Below are 21,727 nucleotides of genomic sequence, written 5' to 3' on the forward strand. Positions count from 1 at the left end.
GACCGTCGTCATTCCCGTACCCGCGGCCCTCACTGCGTTGACGACGGAGCCGGCTCACCATCGACAAGTGCCCCGTCGAGATCTTTCCGCAGCGCTTGCAGCACCGGAATCAAAGAAGCGACATTTTTGGACAAATCGCGTGCTTTGGCTTCATTGCGATGAGCAAATTGCTCAGGCTCGGATTCCTTGCCGACCTCGACCAGGGAGGAAACCAACAGGACATCCCACTCCGACGGCGCATCGGCGAGCCTCCTTGTCAGTTCTACCCATTCGGTTAGCGCTGACTGGTCCTTAGTAACGACTTGACCAAGGCAGAAACGAATCAGCGTCCGGGCCGCCCGGTCCACAGCTTCGGCAGAGCGAAGCCATTTGACGTCTTCGACTGAGTCCGATTCATCGTGCCTGTCACGCAGGCGAAAATAGAAATTTTCCGGAACGGTCGGATCCAACTTCGTCAGTGTGTTCAAGGCGGATTCGGCATTTTCAAAGGGGCGAGAGCCGTTCGGCAGCACGCTCCGATGAGTCCAAAGTCTAAGGACACCTTCCATGCAGGCGCGCTCAGCTTCGGCCCGTGGGGGCCCCGGTTCCGCTCGCTCCGCTTCAGTCATCAGGCTTGCGATGTGGTGGGCCATCCACTTGGACAGCACGTCATCGCGACCTTCAGATGCCAGCGCGTCGACAAGCCGCCGCCCCAGCTCCATCACAGCGGGATTAAACGGTTGTAATGGTTCCATCTGCGTCAAAGAGGAAGTACTTTGCATAGGGAGGAGGATAGCCAACTGCGTCATCGTCATCCTTGGACTCATACGACGATGCCAAACGGCGACGGATGCTTACTTCGACGAGCAATTTCATGCCCGTCGAGACAAGTAGCTGCTGGATGAGATCCTTCGATGCCTCGAGCCGGCGCCCGCGGCTGGGTTCCTTGTCCTCACGCCGACCGGCTGGAGGCTGTGCCCATGTGCGCGATGACAACTCGACCACCCCAATGCCGGCTCTGCGCCACGCTCGCTGCTCGTCATCCTGTTGCAATGACAACTGCTCTTCTACGAACTTTGCCGGACAAAGCGGCGGATAGCGAATGTCGGCAGCCCAAGGGTCGAATTGGTCGAGTTCAGCCTCGCTGCTGTTGTCCACAATCCATCCCCTCAGAACGAATCCTTCGTCATCCAGCTCGTTGTCGCTGCCAGCGCTGGGCAGCGGTGGGTCGCGATCGATATCTGCACTGCACTGCCTTGAGCGAAGCAACGAGAGTGCGGTTTCCGGCGTGACCAAAGCGCTCGAAACGTCGACTTCTTCGCGCCTGGGCTCATGCGAGACAACCCAATGGCCCGCGACAACGACAGCTTGAGGCCCTTGAAACAGCACCCTGTCGAAGTCATCGCGACTGACGCACCATTTCCATTCCTGGTTGTCCTTGATCTCCGACCAGTCAACTTCTTCAAAGGGTTCCGGATCTCTCCGGTCTGCCAGCCAACCACCGTCCTTGCGCGTGAGCGAATGGCCCTGGAGCCAGTTCTCAAAGGTGTGCCATTCGTCCTCGACAGCCCGGAGCTGAATCTCGTCCACAAGCTGCCCTGCGACGGCGAACATCGCGTGATAGGAGTAGTAGAAGTGAAGATCGTCCGCTCTCGGATAGGTGCCATGCGAATGGCGAGTCTCATCACCGTCGAGAATTCGCTTTCGCGTCCGCTGGTCGTGGTCCCAAGTCTCGATCGGAACGCTCCAGTCATGGAGAATGACCTTCTCGACGCGCTCGCACATATCAGTCTCGTTCAGCCCGAAAATTCCGCCCAAGCGGTCGAACCAGTAGTGCGGCATGTCGATGCCAAAGTGAAGCTCAATTGGCCGCCGCGGTCCAGTCAGCTCTTCCCGATGCCACCTGTCTCTGGGGCCTTGAGTGCGGTCGATCTTCTCCTGGTTTACGCGGCGCAGCCGGTTCACTATGGATTCCTCAAGCGCCACGTTGGCGTGGTGATGCGCAGCGAGCACGGCAGACGCGGCGAAAGAGCGAATAAGTGCATGGGAACTTGGCTGCAGCGCAAGCCCCACGAGCTGCGGGACGTGTTTTGCAACCGAATCAGGCCGCTCGATTGCGGCGCGGGCCAATCCGATAAGCAACCACTGTTGCGCGTGGAGCTCGTAGTGCACCAGTCTGCTGTCGACAAATGGCCTGGGTATCGTGCCCGCCAGGCAGGACGTCAGCGTGTCAATGCAAACGTCGCACCGCAATTGACACAGCGCCCGCACCACGTGCGCGCCCTGCCATCGGTAGCTGGCTTCCGGCGCTGCAAGTGCCGCCCAAACATAGGAGGCGACAGCACTGCTCAGATCTCCGCCAGGAGCAAATGCGTCATGCCATGGACCATCGCCGTCGGCGTCTGACATCGCCTCTTCCATGCGGGTTAGTTCGTAATCCAGCGCAGAAGCTCCATCACGCGCATCCAGTCTCGTACTGAGGAGACCGACGAGGTTGAACAGCGACTCCGCCCCGAGCGGATCAGCAACATCTGCGATCGCGTGCACCGCCGCACCAATGACTTGGGCTCTGGGCAGGCCGCAGGCTCGCTCGACCACATCGAGCGGCAGCAGCTGGTAGGCAGTCCTGACGGTGATCCGAAAGCAGTGTCTCGCTGCTAGTTTCCGAACCAGCGACCGCAAGGCTTCCATCGTTGACTGTTGGTGAGCCCAGGGTGCAGGTGGGTCTTCCAAGAGCTGTCGCAACTCATAGAGTTCGAACCCAGGAAAATCAGTGAGCGCCTCAAAAAACTCGTGCTCATGGCCGACCGCTACTCGATGCGCAGCCCGAACGAAAACCTGCGACTTGGCGCCATACTTCGCTGTGAGTTCGCATCGCTTCTGCGCTTGCGCCAGGTCTGACAACGAATGCGGTTTCAGGCCGTCGAAGACTGCGTCCCAATTAACCTCCTGCTGCGGCGCTTGAACGTGGGTCCTGTGATCGTCGCTCCCTTTCGTTGCCCGCTCCTCCCGTCGCTCGGCTTGGTCCGCGAACTGTTCGGCTTCTGGGAAATCGACGCCAAACTCTTGAGCGAGCTTGAGAAGCTTTCGCCAGACGCGCGGCGAGTGCAAATCTAGTCGAATGTAGTTCCAAAGCAGGGCCGCAACTTCTTTCCGCTCGGGCCCGGCGTCCGTGCGGCTTAGCACGGCTGTCAAGAAGGTCTCGATCGACCAATCCGCTTGAAAGCAATACAGTGCTGCTGCCACTTTTGGTTTGAGGAGTTGCGCCTGCAATAAATGGTCGACCAGCACCGGAAGCAGTCGTTGACAATTGCCAAAGTTTCGGTCCCGCCACCGGCTCAGGATGGCGATGGCCGAAATCGGGCACACCCTTGCGATCGCTTCGACCGTTGCCTCCCAGTCGAAATGCTTGTCCCGGTAAACGAACTCATACGTCAGTTCCGCGGCTCTGGCAAGGCGGTAGGCTCGTTCCGGAGAAGGGCGCGCGGGGTCAGCCGCAGCCTGAGCAAGCAAGACTACGCTTTGCCACCGCGCCAGGTTCTCGTCACCGATCTTTGACGCGACGTCCAGCGCCTGCTGGAAATGGAGTTTCGCCTCGGCGTTGTGAAGCGGAAGCAAGGCACGACTCAGAGCAACGTATGAGTCTGCCATTTCAGCTGCTGCGGTACGTTGCTCGGCGAGCTGCCTCGCCGCCTTCGCCGCAAATTCAAGCGAGAGCGCGTTTAGATGCGCATTGCGCGCACAGGCTCCACTCAACCGGATCAGCGTTCCGGTGAAGGTGGATTTGTCGAGCGCCCGTTCACGCAGCCATGCCAAGTGCGGCGCTGCCAAAGGCCCGGCTGCCTCAAGCAACGATGCCTGGGCAAGCAGAACTTCGTTCTTGAGTGTTTCGACCTCCCAATAGACGATTGCTCGGGCGGAGTCGGATTCTCGCTGCGCTTGCGCCAGCCGTGCTGCGAGCTCCTCGGCTGCGAGGGGAGCTACGCAAACATCAGCCCAGAGTTGATACCAGGGAAGCAGCGCCCCGACGCGGGCACGAAACTCTCTCGCGTCGGAATCGTCGCCTGTGCGTCCTCCCTTGGCGAGTGCCGCGCGTATGTCTGGCGGGGCCAAAGTCTCCAACGTTGCACGCTGCCCGGCCAGGGTCGACGAAAGAACGTAGGCACCTACCAGGGAAGGACGGCTGTCTGTATGACGACTGGAAAGCATTCTGAGCCGATCAGTCCCCAAGTGACGCTGGCACGTGGCACCGATTGCAGCGGTGAGTTGCAGACCATGCTTGTGTGCAGCTAGCGCTAGCGCTGCCAGCGCATCCACCGTTTGATCTCGCGGACCCGAGAAGTGTTTGCCATCCTGGCTCGGAAGTCGGCGCACAACTCGCCATGTGCGCTCTACGGGTTCGCGCGGGAGCAGATGGCCAGCTGCGCCGACTGCCTCGGCGAGCGCTGCGATGAGAACGGCATCTGCCCGCCCTGCATTGGCTAGAGCATCAATATCCACCAGCCGCCCCGCGTCGGCAAGCCGTTGACCTATTCGTTTTGCAACCTCGTAGCGAAAAGTCGCTTGCAGGCAATTGCGAACGATCTCCGCAGCGCGCTCAGCGCCGTGCACATTCAAATGAGCAAGTCCGATTTCGGCGATGTCATCCGCTTCAATTCGCTCGCCGTCTCGTTCAGCCTCCGGCAACGAGAAGAGATTTCTCAACCACTCGTGTGCCATGCGCAGATGGCTTCTCGCGTCTGCATGGAACTCGGAGCGCTGGGAAAACAGCGCTGCGTCGTAGGCGTGATGGCTGCCGCGCCAATGACTTGAAAAGCTTCTTCGGGAAACGAGGTCCAGCACCTGCGTGGGCTCAAGAAAGCGTCCGGCCAGGTCGGTGTTATGTTGGAGAGTCTCCAGTTGCCGATCACCCGTAGCTGCAAGCCCGGCAGCTTTGAGCGCGAGCTTCGTTGCCTCAAGGTTTCTGTCCGACTTGATACTCGCGCGAAGTGCAAAATGCAGCCGTTGCGTTTCAATGTCCCGGCGGCCAATCGTGTCGGCTTCGGGGAGATCTTTTGACGCCAGGGCAATGTCGATAAGCTCATCGATCATTCCCGCGCCGAGCATCAGATGTGGAAGGGCCGCTGCAACATAGGTGCTCGAGGCAGCTTGTGGCCGCAAGGCCGCGATGAAGGCGACGAGTGACTGTGGGTTAGGCCGAAACTGCTGCTGAAACCAGGTCTCCGTCGGCTCGTCTCTGAACTGCACAAGCGAACCTTTGAGCAAGATCTCTTGGCCGAGATCGGACAGAAAAGAGCGAACGCTTGCCGCCTCAGTATTGGACACGGAAGCCAAGACCTCGAGTGGAATCATTGGACGCAACACCGCCAACCCCGTGCAGATTCGGTCGAACAGTGGATGCTGTGAAGCTGGCACTTCATCTCTCGCGCGACGGACGGCGAGCTGCAGCAGCCTGCCGATCATTTCGTCGACTGTCTTGGGCTCGGGGCCAAGATTCCGAAGAGTCTCAACCAAGTTCTGAGAGGTTCTCAGCGCCGTGGATTGCACACGAGGATTGCGCGAGCTCAGTCGATGAAATTCCGCTACGTCGTGCTGATTCGCCTCTGCGAATACGCTCCTGAGCTTCGCCGCCGTCTCGTCCAAGCTGAACGCACCCAGCTCCAGCTGAACAATGCCGGGCGGCGGAGTGAGTAGCTCGCGCCTATGCGTTCGACACAGCATGACAAGACGGACTCCGTCTGGAATGGCCTCACGCAGCAGCCGTTTCGCAAACGACGGGCCGTCGTCCGCTTCACTCGCGGCCATTTCCGCGTTATCTGCTGCATCGAAGACCAGACATACAAGACTCTCCGGGCAGGTGCGCCTGACGGTCGCGACCGCTTGCCGCAGGCGATGAGCGAAAGCTCTGAAGTATTGCGGGTCGTCAGCACGGCCCGAGGGAATCAATGGCTGGCAATACATTTGACCGGCAAGCTCGTTCGCGGTCTGAACCAGCGCCTGCCTAGGTCTGTGTCGTGGGTTGCTCGGCGTTCTGTACTCGCCGTTCCCAAAACAGTCGTAAACCACGCAAACGGAACCCTTTGGCAGGTGCGCGCCGATGCGGCTCGCGAAGATCGATTTGCCTACTCCTCCGTCGGCATGGACGATTACTGGCCGCGTCCCTGCGTCGATGATCGACTTGACTAGAGCCTGCTCTTGCTCACGGGGAATGACCAGGACCGGAATTTCGATCTTGTTTTCAGCAGGGTACAGGTCTGAAGGCTCAACTCCTAGCACGCGCAGGACATCGAGTCGCGTGATCGACGGATTGCTGGAAAACTCCGTCGTCGCCTTCCGTGTGACCAGATTCTGCAGAAGCAGGAGCGATTCTTGATCCGTATCCGGCAGATAGCCTCGAAGATCATTCTCCAACGCTGATCGCTGCGCAAGGAACCCTTGATGCTCCCCCTCCACGCGTAAGAGGGAGCAAAAAATTGCAAATGCGTCTGGGGATAGGTTGGTGTACTTCTCCAATCCCCGCGAGGCTTGCGCATCTCGGCACGGCTGCCTCTTTGCGGCGTCCTCTATGGCGTTCGTGACGTCAGTACTTACGGGCCGATTTGTAGCAAAGACGAAATCAATCTTGGAGATGCCGGCTGGCCCCAACAGCTTTTGCAGTTCGGTGAATCGCGCGGCGAACCCCTGTAGGGTGCCCGCAAGCCCGCCCATGGTCCACGCTTCGTCGACGCGGAAGGTGGAGTGTTTCAACTGGACATAGCGTACGCTGGAGGCGTCGGCTAGCCGTTCGCTCCCGTAGTACTCGCCGACGTCGATGATTTCTTCGCCAGCCTCAACTACCTGTCCAGGTGCTGTTTCACCCGTTGACGCGCCCTCGATGGTCACAATCCGAAGGTCTGAGCCTGGCAAGAGCAGTTTGAGGCAGCGACGCGCCGCCCACAGGTAGTGAAATTGGTCACCATCTCTACTTGCTCGGACGAGGTCAGTATTCGACATTTAGGTCATTGTCTCTGGTGAAAAAATAGGCTCTAGCACGGTACCGTCGACAGGTCGCTGCGGTAGCGTATAACAAGGCTTACAGGATCCGTTGGCCGGAGGTCACGACCCCTTGGTTCGTAGCTGTGCGCTCTTTTACAAGTGCTTGATTTGATTGGGGGGCGGAGAACGAGCGCAGATTCAAAGCACGAGGTTTTCCAACGTTTTCCAGAACCCAGTCCCCCCAAAGTCCCCCAGCAATAATTTCACGATGCGACAGGTGTCAGTAGGGTGCACCTTAGCCCACCTTTGCAAATACCTTCTAGTTCAAACGAGCATCTCGATTGTGAGCAAGGCGATGAACCCGACAAAAAACATTGAAGTGAGCAGCGGCGTTTCATTGACCTCGTGAGCTTCAGTCAGCAGTTCTTCGGTCACCAGATAGAGAAGCGCAGCCACTGCAAATGACATCACGGCATCCAGGATCAGGCCGTTTACGCCCGCGAGGAAGTAGGCGCCCAATCCCGTTCCCGTAAGTAGCAGAGCCGCAAAGGCAACGGTAACGCCCATGATCTTCTGGCGGGATCGAAGTCCCGTGATTGCAGCGGCGGCTGCAACGCCCAGGAACAGAACCTCCAAGGTCAACGCGGTCGTCACCAACACTCCCTGTCGTTCACTCGCTGAGAAGCTGATGCCGATGAGTAGGCCATCGAGCAAGATGTCGACGGCGGAAGCAAGCAGCAGACTGAGAGGAAGTGCTCCGGCTACCGTGCCCGCGTCGCGAGCTTCCAACCTGCCTGTCGCCGCCTTCAGTGCGAGCATGGCGACAACGCCCAGAGAAAAGCCGATCAGCGTGACCCACGGAAGCCGGCGGTGGATCACGTCGGGAAGCAGCTCCACCGCCAGCGCTGCGAAAAGGACACCTGCGGCCAAGTGCTGAACGCCACTGCGCACAGCCGGGCTGGGGGTTCGAATCGACGCCAGCCCGCCGCCTAGTACCACCGCCGCAGCGGGGATCGACGCAAATCCCATGACGCTTGAAAGAGAGGCCGTCATTGGGCCGCTCCCGAGGGAGCGTCACGTTGGGCATCCTTGCGCTCGGCTCGCGTTTCGGCCCACTCGTAGATCAGCGGTAAAAGCAGCAACGTAAGGGCTGTGGATGTGATCAGGCCGCCTACTACAACCGTTGCCAGCGGCCTTTGTGTTTCAGCGCCCACGCCAGTGGAAATCAGCATGGGAATCAGCCCGAGGATCGCAACCGACGCAGTCATTAGCACCGGGCGCAGTCTCAAAGAAGCACCTTGCCTCACTGCGTCACGGATCGACAGCCCTCGGTCCCGTTGGTCGTTGAGGAACGAGACCAGCACGATGCCATTGAGCATTGCGACACCGAACACTGCGATGAAACCGATCGCGGAAGGAACGGATAGGTACTGCCCGGTGATGAACAGGCCGATGATTCCGCCGATCACGGCAAAGGGGACGTTCGCAATGATCAGTGTCGCATGGCGCAAGGAGTTGAATGCCGTGTACAACAGAATGAAGATGAGGCCAATCGTCAGCGGCACGATCAACGCCAGCCGGGCCATCGCGCGCTGCTGGTTCTCGAATGCGCCGCCCCACTCCGTCCAGTACCCGGCCGGCATCTGAACCTTCTGTCCGAGGGCAGCGGAAGCCTCTTTCACGAAGCTGTCGACGTCGCGCCCCCTGACGTCCATCTGCAGCACCGCATACCGCTGTAGCGCCTCACGCCGAACGAAAGAGTAACCCTCGTCCATTTCGATCGTTGCGACCTGCGAGAACGGAATCAGCGCTCCCTCTGCTGTGCGAATCGGAATGGCGGCGATCGCGCTCGGACTGCCTCGGAAAGAGTCGTTGAGCCTCACTGCGATGTCGAATCGCTTCGTTCCTTCGATGAGCGTGGACACGGTGCTTCCGCCAATGCCTGCTTGGACGAGATCAAGAATTTCATCGGCATTGATACCGTGCCTCGCCGCAGCTTCCCTGTTGATCTTGATGACCAGCTGCGGCTTGCCTTTGTTCGCTTCTGCGGAAAGATCGGCAACGCCGGGAATCCTTTCTAGAACTTCCTTGGCTTGCGCAGTGAGCCTGTCGAGTGTGGCGAGGTCTTCGCCGTAGAGCTTGAGCGCAAGCGTCGCACGCACACCAGAAATCAACTCCTCCACCCTCATCTGAATCGGCTGCGTCGCGCCGAAGACAGCAGTCGGAACGACCTTCTCCAAATCCTCCTGCATCAGGCTCGCAAGGGCCGAGTACGACTTCTTCTCCGGCCATTCGTCCTGGGGCTTCATGTCGACCAGAACTTCCATGTAGTTCACGTCGCTCGTTTCGCCCTTCTCGGCACGGCCGATCGTTGCAAGAACGGAACGAACCTGCGGATACTTCGCGCGCAGGCTCGCATCGACCACGTTCGACACGCGGATCGATTCATCGAGCGAAGTCGATGGAATGCCCGTGATGCGGAACATGATCGCGCCCTCCTGCAACTGCGGCATGAACTCCTTCCCGAGGAACGGGAACAGCGCGAGAGACACGACGAGCAGTGCGAGTGCCGATCCGACCACCAGGCGCTTTCGCTCCAAAGCCCAATCTAGCAATGGCAGGTACAGCTTCTTCGCATGGCGAACGAGGAAAGTGTCGCGCTCTTCTTTCGGTCTGAGAATCAGTGCGGCGAGGACCGGCACCAGCGTGAGCGACAAGAGCAGCGACCCCGCCATGGCGAATGTAATGGTCAGCGCCATGGGCTTGAACAGCTTGCCCTCAAGGCCGGTCAGTGAAAACAGCGGCATGAACACCACGATGATGATGATGATTGCGAACGCAATCGGGTTGATCACCTCGCGCGCCGCTTCCATGATCACGTGGGTTCGATGCACGGGCTTGCCCGACTCCTTGGCATGCGCAAGAAGCCGGAACGCGTTCTCGACGAGAACGACCGCTCCGTCGACCATCATTCCTGTGCCGATCGCGAGACCGGCCAGTGACATCAAGTTGGCCGACACACCGAACTGCTGCATCAGGATGAACGCAATGAGCATCGCCAGCGGAAGCGTGACGATCACTACGATTGCCGAACGGATTTCTCCCAAGAAGAAGAAGAGGATGACTGCAACGAGCAATGCACCTTCGAGCAGTGAGCTCTCAGCGGTCTTCAGCGCCTTGGCGACGATCTCCGTGCGGTCGTAAATTGGTTTGAGCGTGACACCTTTGGGCAGTGCTGCCTGTGCAGTCGCGAGCTTTGCCTTCACCGCATCAACCACTGTCTTGGCGTTTTCATTGACGCGAGAAAGCGCCATGCCCAGCACCGCTTCCTTGCCATCGCGTGTCACTGCGCCGAACCGTGGTGCCGCGGCGACCTTCACTTCGGCGACATCGCGAACGAAAATCGGTGTTCCGTTGCGTTCGGCGACAACGATGGCCGAGATGTCTTTCTCGTTGCCTACCAAACCCAGCCCACGCACCAGGTACTGTTCAGCACCGATGTTGATGGACTGTCCACCCACTTGCTTGTTGTTGGCGGCCAGCCGCTCCATCACCTGCTTGAACGAGATGCCGTACGAAATGAGCTTGCGCGGATCGATCTGGACCTGGTATTGCTTCTCGTCGCCACCCCACGAGATCACGTCATCGACCCCGGGCGCAGTGCGAAGGATCACGCGGACAGTCCAGTCGTGCAGCGTGCGCAGATCCATGGCCGTGAGGCTCTTGTCTGCCGATTCAACCGTGTACCAAAAGACTTGCCCAAGGCCCGAGCTATTGGGACCGAGCACGGGTTCGCCATAGCCCTGCGGCAGGCGCTCCTTCGCTTCCTGCAACTTCTCGCCAACGAGGCGGCGCGCGAAGTAGATATCGACGTTGTCCTTGAAGTAGACGCCGACGTACGAGAGCCCGAAGAGCGAAACCGAGCGCACTTCCTCTACACCAGGCAGGCCTGCCATCGAGCCTTCTATAGGTGTGGTGAGCAGTTTCTCCACATCCTCTGCCGCCAGGCCAGGCGACTCGGTGTAGATGTTGACCTGGATCGGCGTGACATCCGGGAAGGCATCGACGGGCACCTGCCTGAATGCCTGTACCCCCAGGCCGATCACCACCGCGAAACACACGAGCACGAGAACCTTGTAGCGAAGCGAAGCTTCGACGATTGCGTTGAGCATGGGAGGTCCTTAGTGCGCGTCGCCGATTTGCGACTTCAGCAAACGCGCCTTGAGCGCGTACGCACCGGCAGCGACAACCTGGTCGCCCGCCTTCAAGCCAGACTTGATCACGGTGCGTCCAGAAGCCTTGCCTTCAGTCTCCACCGGCCGCGCTTCGAACACGCCGTTCTGCGAAACGAACACGGTAGGCTGACCCTGCAGCAACAGGATTGATTCATCCGGCACCGTCATGAGTTGCCGCTGGCCGCCGGTCTCGATCGTCGCGTTGGCGAACATTTCCGGCTTCAGTTTTCCGGCCGGATTGGGCACCTCGATTCGGGCACCGACCGTGCGGCTGTCCTTTTCCAGCACTTGCGCAAGATAAGTGACACGTCCGGCAAATCGTTCACCGGGGTAGGCGCCTGTTGTGACCACAGCAGCCGCGCCTTGCTTCACCTTGGCCAACATGTCCTCCGACAGATTCGCCTCGACCCACACCTTCGATAAGTCGGCCACGGTGAACACTGGAGCGTTGGGCGATGCCAACTCGCCAACGGTTGCCTTCTTCTGTATCACCGCACCATTGAACGGTGCCGTGAGCGCGAACGTCGACTCTGCACGAGATGAGGAAGCCGTGCCGCCCAACAGCCGCAGCTTGTCTTGCGCAGCCCGCAGCTCGGCGCTTGCCTTGTCGAGCTCACCGCGCGCACGCAAAAAGTCTCGCTGCGCGATGATTTCCTCTGCAGCGAGCGACTGCGCGCGGCTGAAGTCCGCTTGCGCGGTCCTTTGAGCTGATTGCGCTTGTAGCAGTGAGGATTGCGCTTCGCCGATCGCCACGCTGTCGAGTACGGCCAGAGCTTGGCCCGCCTTGACGTTGTCGCCTAGATTCACCGTGACACGCACGATGCGCCCCTCGACTCGGGGTGCAATCTGAGCGATGCGATCCTGGTTGGCTCGGATAGTGGCCGTGACGGTGACGGAGTCCTCGTGCAGACGCGCGCCCGCTGCTTCGAGCTTGATGCCGGCGCGTTGCTGTTCTTCTGCAGACAGCTTCAGGCCCTTCTCTTCGGGACTTTCTACTTTGGATTCGGGTTTGGCCGCCTCAGTGCCGGTCTTGTCGCCGCAGGCGCTGAGCACCAAGGTGCCCACGACAGCGGCAATAGTCAGTAAAGCGGCACGTGAGAACGAATAGATGGAGACAGGAATCGTGTTCATGGTTGGTTCTCGCGCGGCCAGCCGGCTGCCAACTCGAGGGCAGCGCGGGTGGCGTGATAGTCGGAAAGGGCTTCGATCAAGTCGCGCCGCGCATCCAGCGCCTGGCGGTTGACCACGATGACTTCGAGCAGGCCGATCTGTCCTGCCTGCCTCGATTTGGCGGACAGGTTCAGGTTCTCGGTGAGCGCGGGTACAACCAACTGCTCGAGCCGGCGCACCCGCTGCTCCTGACTCGTGAGCTTGGCCCAGAGCGACGAGATGCTGGCCTGCGTGTCAAGCGTCACTGAGTCGCGTTCAATCGTGGCCTGCGTGGCGTCTGTGGACGCTTGTCCGATCCCGGCGGCATTGCGCCGAAACAGAGGCAGCGGAACGGACACGGTCACGGTGGTTAGACGCTCGCGCGCATAGGCTGGTCCTTCCCTGCCAACGTTAACGCCCACGGTGATGTCGGGCATCACACTTGCCTTCTCAAGGCCGAGCCGCGCCTTGGCGCTGCGCTCGCGCAATCCCAGTGCAAGCAAGCGAGGCTGTGCATCGAGGTTGGCCATAAGATCGCCGCGCGTGTAGGGAAGCGCCGTCGGCGTGAGCTGCCCCATCACTCGCATAGACGGTGAAGGCGAAACCTGAAGCCGCGCAGCGAGTTCACGACGTACGTCCAGCAACTGCTCCTGGGCCACGGCGAGCTGGTTGCGGGCCCGTTCGGCTTCGACCAGGGCGACGTTGGCGTCGAGCTTGGTGTCCTCGCCCGCCCGCCGACGCTTTTGCACGGCGACCGCTGCATCATCGAAGAGTTTGAGTGCCTGACTCTCCAGCTCGACCTTCTCCTGCAAGGCAAGTGCCCGGAAGAAGAGCGTGGTCACTTCGCTGCGCACTTGCGCGCGGATGTCGGCGATCTCGAAACGCAGAGCGTCCAGCGCGGCTGAACTTGCCTCGCGCCTATAGCCGGCCTGCCCACCGGTCTCGAATGCCTGCGAGAGTCCGCCTGTCCACTCCTTTTGGCGTTCAGTGCCGGCAGGTGAGAGTGGAACGTCGCGGCGTGTGCTCTCTAGAGACAGTTGCGGATTATTGAAGAGCAACGCCTGTGCGTCAGCGTGCATGCCTTGCGCAGCGACCAGCTGTGCCTGCTTGGCACGCACTTGGGCGTTGGCATGGGTCGCCCGTGCCAGAGCCTCCAACAGAGTGAGGGGGGCGGAAGGCGCTGCGGCCGTCACACCCGATGAATTGGTCTGGGCCATACCGGGCGCGCACGCCAGGATCAGCGCACCGGCAAAAGCCAGCGTCTTTCGTCGCATCGAATTCTCCTAGTTCAAAACCTGAGGAAAGAATCCGGCGAGCTGTCAGCAAAAAAAGAGATGGGGAAGACAGTCCTCGCCGGTCAAGCGAGGAGGAACCAGTTGGGTCTGTCTATGACGCTCGCTTCCCGTTGTCGGGAAGGAGAGGGCTCAAGGTCGATGCGGATCGACGTAGGTTCTGCCGAAAGGACAGCAGCGCTGCTGGAAAGCGGCTGCGCGCAGCCCAGATGGCAGTAGTCGCAATCCGCATCGTCGGCCAGCGCAGGCGTGGCCTTCGTGGAATCGGTCGTGCCGTGGTGCACGTGAGCGTGATGCCCGAAATGCTGCGCCGTCGGCGCGCTTTCATGACCGCAATAACGCGCGGCCGCGCCCCAGGCGAACTGGAGCGGCAACAACACGACAAAAAAGATCAGGACAAGGCGGCGCACGGCAAAAGTTTAACAGCCGCTGTTAGGCGGTCTGGTTGTTCACGGAATAGTTTTCGGGAAAGAACTTGCGCTCGACCAACTCGATGAGGATGTGGATCACCTTGATGTGCAGCTCCTGCGCACGGTCGGCAAACTCGCCCGCAGGCGTGGCGATGCAGACATCCGCAAGCACTTCGAGCTGCGTCTCGGTCTTGCCGGTCAATGCGACCACGCTCATCCCAATCTCCTTGGCGGCGACTGCGGCGTTGACGACATTGGCGCTCTTTCCGCTTGTGCTGATTGCAAAGAGGCAATCTCCCGTGCGGCCGTGGCTTTGCACGTATCGCGAAAACACCTGTTCGTATCCGAAGTCGTTAGCCACACAACTGATGTGCCCCACGTCGCTGATGGCCTGGGCCGCCAAGCCGCGACGGTTGCTGCGGAATCGGCCAGTGAGTTCTTCGGCGAAGTGCATCGCATCGCTCATCGAACCGCCGTTGCCGCAGGCATATACCCGTCCGCCATTCTCAAAGGTGTGAACCAGCAACGCGGCAGCGTGTTCGATCGCGGCAACCGCTTGATCGTTCGCCATCAGGCGATCGAGCGCGATACGCGCATCGCCAAACGCCGAGGTGATGAGCAGCCGCGTGGCCGAATCAGTGGGCATGGGCACCATGTGGGTCTTTCGATTTGACGACTGGGTTTGCTTCAGTGGGGTGAGCGTCCTTAACGCCTCGCATCAGCCGCAGTCCGTTCGCCACCACCAACAAGCTCGCGCCCATGTCGGCGAAGACGGCCATCCACATCGTGGCGGTACCGAACACCGCAAGCACGAAGAACACAGCCTTGATGCCCAGCGCCAACGTGATGTTCTGCCAGAGCACGGCGTGGGTTCGGCGAGAAAGGCGAACCGTTTCGGCCACGCGCTGCAGGTTGTCATTCATGATGACCACGTCCGCCGTTTCCATTGCGGTGTCGGTACCTGCGCCACCCATTGCAAAGCCGATGTCGGCCTGCGCCAGCGCGGGCGCATCGTTGATGCCATCGCCCGCCATCCCCGTGACGCCATAGCGCTTTTGCATTTCCTTGATCGCTTCGAGTTTTGCCTCGGGCAGCAGATCGCCTCGGGCGTCCTCGATTCCTGCTTGTTGGGCGATCGACTGAGCGGTGGCGGCATTGTCACCGGTGAGCATCACCGTCGTGACACCCAGTGCCTTGAGGTCGGCGATCGCCTGCTTCGACGTCTCTCGGATCGTGTCGGCCACGGCGAAGAGCGCGAGAACGTGGGTTTCGTCTGCAAGCAACGTCACAGTGCGGCCTTGTGATTCGTGCTTCTTCAACTGGGCTTCGAGCTCGGCGCTGCACAGCCCACGCTCGTGGATCAACCGGTGATTGGCCAAAGTGAGGCGCTTGCCTTCGACGGTGCCGCTGACGCCGCGGCCGGCGTGGGCCTCAAAGGATTCGACATCGCGCGCATCGACTTTCAGGCCGGCGACGATTGCCTGTGAAACCGGATGGTCGGATCGGCCCGCAAGGCTCGCGGCCAGCTGCCGCACAGATTCTTCATCGCCTTGTCCCCACACCCGCCAGTCCACGAGTTCCGGTTTGCCTTGAGTCACTGTGCCTGTTTTATCCAAAGCGATCGCTTTGAGCTTGCGCGCCTCTTCCAGGTACGTGCCACCCTTGATCAGGATTCCTCGTCGCGCCGCTGCAGCCAGACCACTCACCACGGTCACGGGAGTAGAAATCACGAGCGCGCAAGGGCAGGCGATCACGAGCAGCACCAGCGCCTTGTAGAGGGCTTCCAGCCACGTCAGGTCCAGCAGGAAAGGTGTAAGCACCGCCACTGCAACCGCGATGGCAAACACCGCCGGCGTGTAGACGGCAGCGAACTTATCGACGAAACGCTGTGTCGGCGCGCGCGTGCCCTGCGCTTCCTCCACTGCATGAATGATGCGAGCCAACGTCGTGTCGGCAGACACCGCCGTCACGCGGAACTCCAGCTCGGCAGTCTCGTTGATGGTCCCGGCGAACACTTGGTCTCCGGGCGCCTTGTCCACTGGAATGCTCTCGCCAGTCACAGGCGCCTGATTGATGGCACTGTTGCCCTTGGTCACAACGCCATCCAGCGGTACGCGCTCGCCCGGCTTGATACGCAGCACAGCGTCCTTGGCAACTTCTGAGGCGGCAACCTTCTTCCAAGTGCCGTCAGCCTGCAGCTGGTCCGCATCAGTCGGTGAAAGCGCGAGAAGGCCTTTGATGGCGTTGCGGGCACGGTCTGCTGCCTTGGCCTCGATCAGTTCCGCAATGGAATACAGCGCCATCACCATCGCGGCTTCGGGCCACTGACCGATCGCGAGCGCGCCGGTGACTGCGACCGCCATCAGCGCGTTGATATTCAACTTCAGGTGCAGCGCCGCCTTGATGCCCTTCTTGTAAACCTGAATACCCGCGAGCCAGATTGCCACGACTGCGAGGCCGAACGTGACTCCTTTCCAAAGTGTCCCGTCGAGCCCGGCGAATTCAATTCCCTCCGCAGCAATCGCCAGACCGAGGGCCAGCGCCAGACGCCATGGGCTTTCGGCATAGCCGTGGTCGTGATCTTCCTCGCCATCGGAATGCTCCGCTTTGAGGCCATCAATAGGCTCGATGTCGTATCCGGCTTTGCGAATAGCCGCGACAGCCGCCGGCAATTGTTCTTCTGGGGCGAGGATGCGCAAAGTACGCTCGCCGAGCTGAAAGTTCAATGAGCGGATGCCTGAGATCGGCTCGAGCGCACGTCGAATATCAGCCTCCTCAGACGCGCAGTCCATTGCAGGAACGCGAAACAGCGCGGCTCCGGCCACGCCCTTCTTTTCCGCCACTTCAGTGGGTTCGGATTTGCGTGTTTCATCTGTGCAGCAATCGGACATGGGAATACCTTTTTCGTCTCTGTGCCATGATTGGAAAGCTTCAAGCCACTCGAAGGTCAAGCATGCCTGCCTCAATTCCACACTATCGTATCGGCGAAGCTGCTTCGCAGGCGGGGGTCAGCGCGGCCAACATCCGCTACTACGAGAAAGAAGGGCTGCTGGCGCCGCACGGAAGAGCAGACAACAGCTATCGGCTCTACACGGCTGAGGACATTCATCAGCTACGGTTTATCCGGCTCTGTCGTGCGATGGACATGTCCCTGGATGAGGTCCGGACCCTGCTTGGGCTCGACCTCCGAAAGAAATCCGACTGCGCAATCGCCACCGTCGCTCTGGATGAGCATATCGGGCACGTGCGTGATCGCATCGCTGAGCTCAAAGCGCTGCACAAAGAGCTCGCGGAACTGCGTTCGCGCTGCGATGGGATCGGTGGCAAATGCATGATCATCGAAGCACTTCATCACAAGGCGGATGAGCTACCCAGGACGGGACCGCGTCGAATTCCGCATCGTCACGTCTGAAGGCGACGTGCGTCGTATCGGGCGAAGTCGCAGCGCACGAGGCTGTAAGTCAGGCGATCCGCGCTGTCCACTCATTCGCCAGTGAAGGTGGCCACCAAGGCCTGAACAACCGTTGCTGCGGGGTGGCAATATTCTTCCGCTTCGTCCCTGGTTTGAAAAACCTGCCCGTCCGGCAGGATGATTCTCTCGGCAAGGCTGCATATGCGGAGCAGATCTGCCCCTTGCGCTGCCACGCAATGTCCATCGAACTTGGTAGATCGCTTTTCTGACTCTTGCTTCGTTGGGAACAGCCGAATTGCGCTCATTCCCTTGACCTTCCGAATCACCGGACCGCGCTCGTTCGCGACGAACCACGCTTGCGCGCCTCCGAGGGCCAAGACATGCGGATGGTTCGGGCCACGCCACATGCTCCACGCGCCATATGGCCCGCTCGACTTGGGACCGGGACTAAGGACGAACCTCCATACGCCCAGGGACATATTTAATTTGTGCCACCTGAGCCATCCGGTATGTGAGCACAGAAGGATCTCGGTTCCTCCAAACTGGCTGGTACGCGAATCCAAATGCTCTGGACAATGTGCGAAGGCGTCCGCGCCAATAATCTCTGCCATTCCGAGCAATGCCTCTTGAGATTCGGGCATGTATTGGTGGAAGGCTGCAGTGCGTTTTAACGCGAGGAGCACTTCGCGAGGACCCGATCGAGGGTGGAGCAAAGGCTGAAAAGCCCAGTTCCAGATGCCTGCCCTCTTCTGCGACACAAAATCCGCCAGCATTCTTCGGTCATCGCTAAGCTGCGATGGCGCGAGTGGCACTTCACGAGCTACTTCGTTGATCTGGTCCTGCCCGATGCCATGGCCGGGCGTGACGCGAAAATGGTGATGCCAGGCATCTTCTGTTGTTCTCAAGGTCTCTCCTCGTGCGTTACGTTGCATTGAAGTCTCCAGGCAAAACGAGACACGGAGACTCGCGCAACGCGCGTTTGCAGGCGCGTTGGATGTGGATTCATTCTTCTAGAAGCGGGCCAAGAATCGACAAGGGCGTTTGACGCCGTCGAGAGTCATGCTCAGGCTAATCCCGCATTCGCGAGTGGTAGAAGTAGAGGTAGGCAAGGCCAATGGGCGCAATCCCCATCGCCAAGACCCAGCACACAGTCATCGTGATCACCTTGAGGGTCAAAAATATCCACCCGTTCATGAAGAACAGATTGCGCCCCAGAAAGAACTCCGCGATGCCTTCGTAGACAAACCGCGAATAGGGGTACAGCAGTGTGTTCAACGCGACCATTGCCCATGCGTTCCAGGGAAGCGGATAGATCCGGTCCTTGGTACTGAGATAGATGAAGGCCGGAAATAGGCAGCCGAAGAACAGATGACGGAAATAGCACGCTGCAGATAGCCCACAGAACGTCTTCCAAAAGAACGAAGCCATGCGGTGATTGCCTTTCGTTGAAGCCGCCACGACAGAGTGGCTTCAACTGTTCTACCGAAGGTCATCGCGAATTCAAGTCCCATGGCACAGACGTGCACACCTCTGTGCCAAACGGCGGAATACCAGTTGATTGAGCGGGCGGTCGATTGGCACGCGCGCTGCGTGCAGCGTGCCGGCAAGCTGCGTTCAGCATTTGCATCAATCACGTTTCAAACGCTGCCAGTCATCGCAAGTGCATGTTCCAACAGCGCTTTTTTCGGCACTCTGTTTTGAACTGAATGTTCGCGCGACCGCATTGGTCGACATCAATTGCGCAAAAGCCGAAGCGCCTTAACAATCCGTCCACTTTCCCAAACGGGACTGGCTGGCCGAGTGCCCGCATTCATCAAAGTCGCCGTGCCCATTGGCTTGGCGCACTGCTCGCAAGAGCAAACCTAAGGGGGTGAGACGCACGTGCTCGCCTCGAAGAAATCAGCAACCTGTCGCTGCCTCGGGAAAGCACGTTCCCTCGGCCGAATTCGTACGGATTCGAAGCGACCTGTCTTCGTTCTGCTCCTTCTCACTGAACTCCTGGCTCGCGCATTGACGCGATACGCCACGAGCGAGTGAGCGGGCCTGGCCCAGGCGTGAAGCACCTGGGAAGAAGACATCCACTGTGAGCGCCGTTGGCGCGTCACCGGGCGGCCGCTCACTCGGCCCCGTCGACTGAGGTCGGCGGTTAACCCCCTGCCCTTTCTGGGTACGGATCCTTTCGAGGACGGCGCCGTGAGTGAGCTCTTGCGGTCCACCGGGACAGGTTGCTAAAGCCCCCAGCTCTATTGCTTCGGAGGTTCGTGTTTGTTTGACATGAAGAGGTGCCTGTGTCGGCACAAGGAGATCTGAAATGGATTCACATCGAAAAGGCCGTGTTGCACGAGGCGGAGGAAGCTTCAAGGACATCGCACAACGGGCTGTAGCCAACAGCCCCGGCGATCCACATCGCCAACTGAATGTCATCCTGCGCAAGTCGCACATTCCAGCGGCGTTTGGCGAAGACAGGCCTGTCAGTGACAAGACGCGTTCTGACTATGGCCGTGAGCTCCATCGGGCGATCACGCTCTGTCGCACCTGCTGCGTTCCCATCCAAAACATCACTGACCTTAATCGCAAGCACGTGATCGCGTTCTGCAGGCAATGGGAGAAAGAAGGGTTGTGCGAGAAGACCGTTGCCAAATATGTGAGCACGCTGCGGCGCTTCTTGGAGCTACTTGGCAAGCGCGGGGCAATCCCAGTGGGCCAGGAGTGGCGTCAAGTTCTGCGCTCCAGGGACATCGTCTTGGGAACGCAGGGAACGTCACTGATCGCGAAGTTTCCGAAAGGCTGGCGTGACCACGGCGTCGATCCGAATGCGGTGATCGACGCCGTCGAGCAGGTCGATGAACTCGTGGCTTGCCAGTTCCGCATGCAGCTGCATTTCGGCCTTCGCGTGAACGAGTCCTGCCAGATCGTTCCGCGTGACAGCGACAAGGGCGACCACTTGATGGTGTGGCGCGGCACCAAAGGCGGCAAGGAACGCCGGGTGGAGTTCAGCTCGGACCCACAGAAGCGCGCCGCGCAACGTCAAACCCTCAATCACGCGATGGGACTTGCCTCGCGGAACAGCAAAGGCTGCCTTGGTAACCCCAAAGGCTCTCTTCGCGCGATGAAGAACCGAATGACTTACCTCGCGCGCAAGCACGGCATCCGTCGTACCGGCTTGGGCATCACGCTGCACGGGTTGCGTCACCAGTTCGCATGTGACTTGTTCCGCGAACTCACTGGCCTGCCGGCGCCCGTGCTGCGCGAAGTCGAACCCAGCGTCTACGGCGAGAAGGCTGAACTCGTTCGTTGGGCCATTCTGGAAATTGCTCGCCAACTCGGTCACGAGCGCGGCCCCATCTCGTACGCCTACATCGGCTCGCCCTCTTCCCACTAATTCAACCAGCCCGCATAGGAGAACCCTCATGAAATCCCATCAATTCGTCATCGGCGCGCGCAGCGTGGACGTCGGCTACTACAACGTGAAGTACACGCTTGGACGACCGGCAATTCAGGCGCCTATCGCAGTCGAAAGCTTCCCGTCGATCGCACCGGTTCTGAAATCGGGCGTCGCTCGACAGATGGAGGGGTTCAGCCAGCCAGACGGCTGCCTCGTGAACGTCGGTGGCGTGTCTTACTTCGCGGGGCCCGGCGCGGCGCATCGCGGCAGCGGAAGTGATTCGCGGTTGGTCAAAGAAGACTACGCGACAAGTGACAAGTACCTCGCACTGTTGCGCGCTGCGTTCTGGCACATTGCAAAAGCCGCGAGCTCATCTCGCCACGTCGTGATCCGGAACCTTAGCCTGGGTCTCCCAATGAATACGTACTTCGATTGCGCGGAGGCGCTGTCCGTAAAGGCAATGGGCGAGCACATCGTGGGGGCTGGGGGAGACGAGCGCCGCATCACCATCGACAACGCCCGTGTGATCGTTCAGCCTCAAGGCGCAATCATTAACTTCGGGTACTCAAACGGCGGTCGCCCTTTGGAAGGGGTGACGATGGTTGTCGATCCGGGTGGCGGCACGCTCGATTGGTATCTGTCCGAACGGTTGACGCCTTCCTGGGAACGGTCTGGTGCATATCCCAAAGCTATGCTGGCTTGCGCATATGCCGTCGCAGACCGCATCAACGCGGGGTGGCGTGACCAGTCGAGAATCGTGGACTGAACCGCCCCGGGTTTCGAGGAGACCGGTTGATGTAAGTCAGACCTGCATGGTCTGCTGAATTCGGCTCTTGTATTTTCCTTTCTTTAAGCCCCCCGCAGGGGCCGCCGGAGGCCCCCCGGTTGGA

14 protein-coding genes are annotated in these 21,727 nt (G+C 59.8%); 3 read left to right on the plus strand and 11 right to left on the minus strand.

Annotated features, from left to right (window positions below):
* Positions 1-29 precede the first annotated feature (29 nt).
* The 9 genes from GHT07_RS09540 to GHT07_RS09580 all read right to left on the minus strand — a co-directional run bounded on the left by GHT07_RS09540 (position 30) and on the right by GHT07_RS09580 (position 16,931).
* Positions 30-788 carry a hypothetical protein gene (locus GHT07_RS09540; RefSeq protein ID WP_153584837.1) on the minus strand — a complete coding sequence of 253 codons (759 nt, stop codon included), beginning with the start codon at positions 786-788 and terminating at the stop codon, positions 30-32.
* Positions 712-6,972: a P-loop NTPase family protein gene (locus tag GHT07_RS09545; RefSeq protein WP_153584838.1), complete on the minus strand. Its 6,261-nt coding sequence runs from the start codon at positions 6,970-6,972 to the stop codon at positions 712-714. The genes GHT07_RS09540 and GHT07_RS09545 overlap by 77 nt, the downstream gene beginning before the upstream one ends.
* Before the next feature lie 306 nt (positions 6,973-7,278).
* Positions 7,279-8,007, minus strand: a complete 729-nt coding sequence (locus GHT07_RS09550) for a ZIP family metal transporter (protein ID WP_153584839.1) — start codon at positions 8,005-8,007, stop codon at positions 7,279-7,281.
* Complete coding sequence (locus tag GHT07_RS09555; protein WP_153584840.1) at positions 8,004-11,126, minus strand: efflux RND transporter permease subunit; 3,123 nt, start codon at positions 11,124-11,126, stop codon at positions 8,004-8,006. The genes GHT07_RS09550 and GHT07_RS09555 overlap by 4 nt, the downstream gene beginning before the upstream one ends.
* 9 nt (positions 11,127-11,135) lie before the next feature.
* A complete protein-coding gene (locus GHT07_RS09560) occupies positions 11,136-12,320 on the minus strand; it encodes an efflux RND transporter periplasmic adaptor subunit (RefSeq protein ID WP_153584841.1) in 1,185 nt (394 codons plus the stop codon).
* Entirely contained in the window at positions 12,317-13,612 is a 1,296-nt protein-coding gene (locus GHT07_RS09565; RefSeq protein WP_153584842.1) for a TolC family protein, read from the minus strand. Before GHT07_RS09565 ends, GHT07_RS09560 begins: the two co-directional genes overlap by 4 nt.
* Before the next feature lie 83 nt (positions 13,613-13,695).
* Positions 13,696-14,040: a cation efflux protein, CzcI family gene (gene czcI, locus GHT07_RS21720; protein ID WP_153584843.1), complete on the minus strand. Its 345-nt coding sequence runs from the start codon at positions 14,038-14,040 to the stop codon at positions 13,696-13,698.
* A gap of 22 nt (positions 14,041-14,062) precedes the next feature.
* Positions 14,063-14,686, minus strand: a complete 624-nt coding sequence (locus GHT07_RS09575) for an SIS domain-containing protein (RefSeq protein ID WP_228488262.1) — start codon at positions 14,684-14,686, stop codon at positions 14,063-14,065.
* Positions 14,676-16,931, minus strand: coding sequence for a heavy metal translocating P-type ATPase (locus GHT07_RS09580; RefSeq protein WP_267237619.1), 2,256 nt, complete (start codon positions 16,929-16,931; stop codon positions 14,676-14,678). The genes GHT07_RS09575 and GHT07_RS09580 overlap by 11 nt, the downstream gene beginning before the upstream one ends.
* Positions 16,932-16,993: 62 nt before the next feature.
* On the opposite strand from GHT07_RS09580, the gene GHT07_RS09585 reads away from it, so the two are divergent.
* A complete protein-coding gene (locus GHT07_RS09585; RefSeq protein ID WP_153584844.1) occupies positions 16,994-17,452 on the plus strand; it encodes a Cd(II)/Pb(II)-responsive transcriptional regulator in 459 nt (152 codons plus the stop codon).
* A gap of 71 nt (positions 17,453-17,523) precedes the next feature.
* Here the strand turns inward: GHT07_RS09585 and GHT07_RS09590 are convergent, their stop codons facing one another.
* Together GHT07_RS09590 and GHT07_RS09595 are read right to left on the minus strand one after the other, a co-directional pair.
* Positions 17,524-18,384 (minus strand): hypothetical protein, encoded by an 861-nt coding sequence (locus GHT07_RS09590; protein WP_153584845.1) that lies wholly within the window; start codon positions 18,382-18,384, stop codon positions 17,524-17,526.
* A gap of 136 nt (positions 18,385-18,520) precedes the next feature.
* Positions 18,521-18,880: a hypothetical protein gene (locus tag GHT07_RS09595; protein WP_153584846.1), complete on the minus strand. Its 360-nt coding sequence runs from the start codon at positions 18,878-18,880 to the stop codon at positions 18,521-18,523.
* An 883-nt stretch (positions 18,881-19,763) separates the two neighbouring features.
* On the opposite strand from GHT07_RS09595, the gene GHT07_RS09600 reads away from it, so the two are divergent.
* Together GHT07_RS09600 and GHT07_RS09605 are read left to right on the plus strand one after the other, a co-directional pair.
* A complete protein-coding gene (locus tag GHT07_RS09600) occupies positions 19,764-20,834 on the plus strand; it encodes a site-specific integrase (protein WP_153584847.1) in 1,071 nt (356 codons plus the stop codon).
* Positions 20,835-20,862: 28 nt separating this feature from the next.
* The gene (locus GHT07_RS09605) at positions 20,863-21,603 is read left to right on the plus strand and encodes a ParM/StbA family protein (protein ID WP_153584848.1); all 741 of its coding nucleotides are present in this window, start codon (positions 20,863-20,865) and stop codon (positions 21,601-21,603) included.
* Positions 21,604-21,727 lie beyond the last annotated feature (124 nt).

Origin of the sequence: Caenimonas koreensis DSM 17982 (assembly GCF_009646335.1) — a bacterium.
In the GTDB taxonomy this organism is placed as follows: Bacteria; Pseudomonadota; Gammaproteobacteria; order Burkholderiales; family Burkholderiaceae_C; genus Ramlibacter; species Ramlibacter koreensis.

What these genes read in the sequence shown, in the direction of transcription:
- GHT07_RS09540 (WP_153584837.1), bottom strand. Translation starts at nt 788, where the DNA reads ATGACGCAGTTGGCTATCCTCCTCCCTATGCAAAGTACTTCCTCTTTG.
- GHT07_RS09545 (WP_153584838.1), bottom strand. Translation starts at nt 6,972, where the DNA reads ATGTCGAATACTGACCTCGTCCGAGCAAGTAGAGATGGTGACCAATTT.
- GHT07_RS09550 (WP_153584839.1), bottom strand. Translation starts at nt 8,007, where the DNA reads ATGACGGCCTCTCTTTCAAGCGTCATGGGATTTGCGTCGATCCCCGCT.
- GHT07_RS09555 (WP_153584840.1), bottom strand. Translation starts at nt 11,126, where the DNA reads ATGCTCAACGCAATCGTCGAAGCTTCGCTTCGCTACAAGGTTCTCGTG.
- GHT07_RS09560 (WP_153584841.1), bottom strand. Translation starts at nt 12,320, where the DNA reads ATGAACACGATTCCTGTCTCCATCTATTCGTTCTCACGTGCCGCTTTA.
- GHT07_RS09565 (WP_153584842.1), bottom strand. Translation starts at nt 13,612, where the DNA reads ATGCGACGAAAGACGCTGGCTTTTGCCGGTGCGCTGATCCTGGCGTGC.
- GHT07_RS09575 (WP_228488262.1), bottom strand. Translation starts at nt 14,686, where the DNA reads ATGCCCACTGATTCGGCCACGCGGCTGCTCATCACCTCGGCGTTTGGC.
- GHT07_RS09580 (WP_267237619.1), bottom strand. Translation starts at nt 16,931, where the DNA reads ATGTCCGATTGCTGCACAGATGAAACACGCAAATCCGAACCCACTGAA.
- GHT07_RS09585 (WP_153584844.1), top strand. Translation starts at nt 16,994, where the DNA reads ATGCCTGCCTCAATTCCACACTATCGTATCGGCGAAGCTGCTTCGCAG.
- GHT07_RS09590 (WP_153584845.1), bottom strand. Translation starts at nt 18,384, where the DNA reads ATGCAACGTAACGCACGAGGAGAGACCTTGAGAACAACAGAAGATGCC.
- GHT07_RS09595 (WP_153584846.1), bottom strand. Translation starts at nt 18,880, where the DNA reads ATGGCTTCGTTCTTTTGGAAGACGTTCTGTGGGCTATCTGCAGCGTGC.
- GHT07_RS09600 (WP_153584847.1), top strand. Translation starts at nt 19,764, where the DNA reads ATGGATTCACATCGAAAAGGCCGTGTTGCACGAGGCGGAGGAAGCTTC.
- GHT07_RS09605 (WP_153584848.1), top strand. Translation starts at nt 20,863, where the DNA reads ATGAAATCCCATCAATTCGTCATCGGCGCGCGCAGCGTGGACGTCGGC.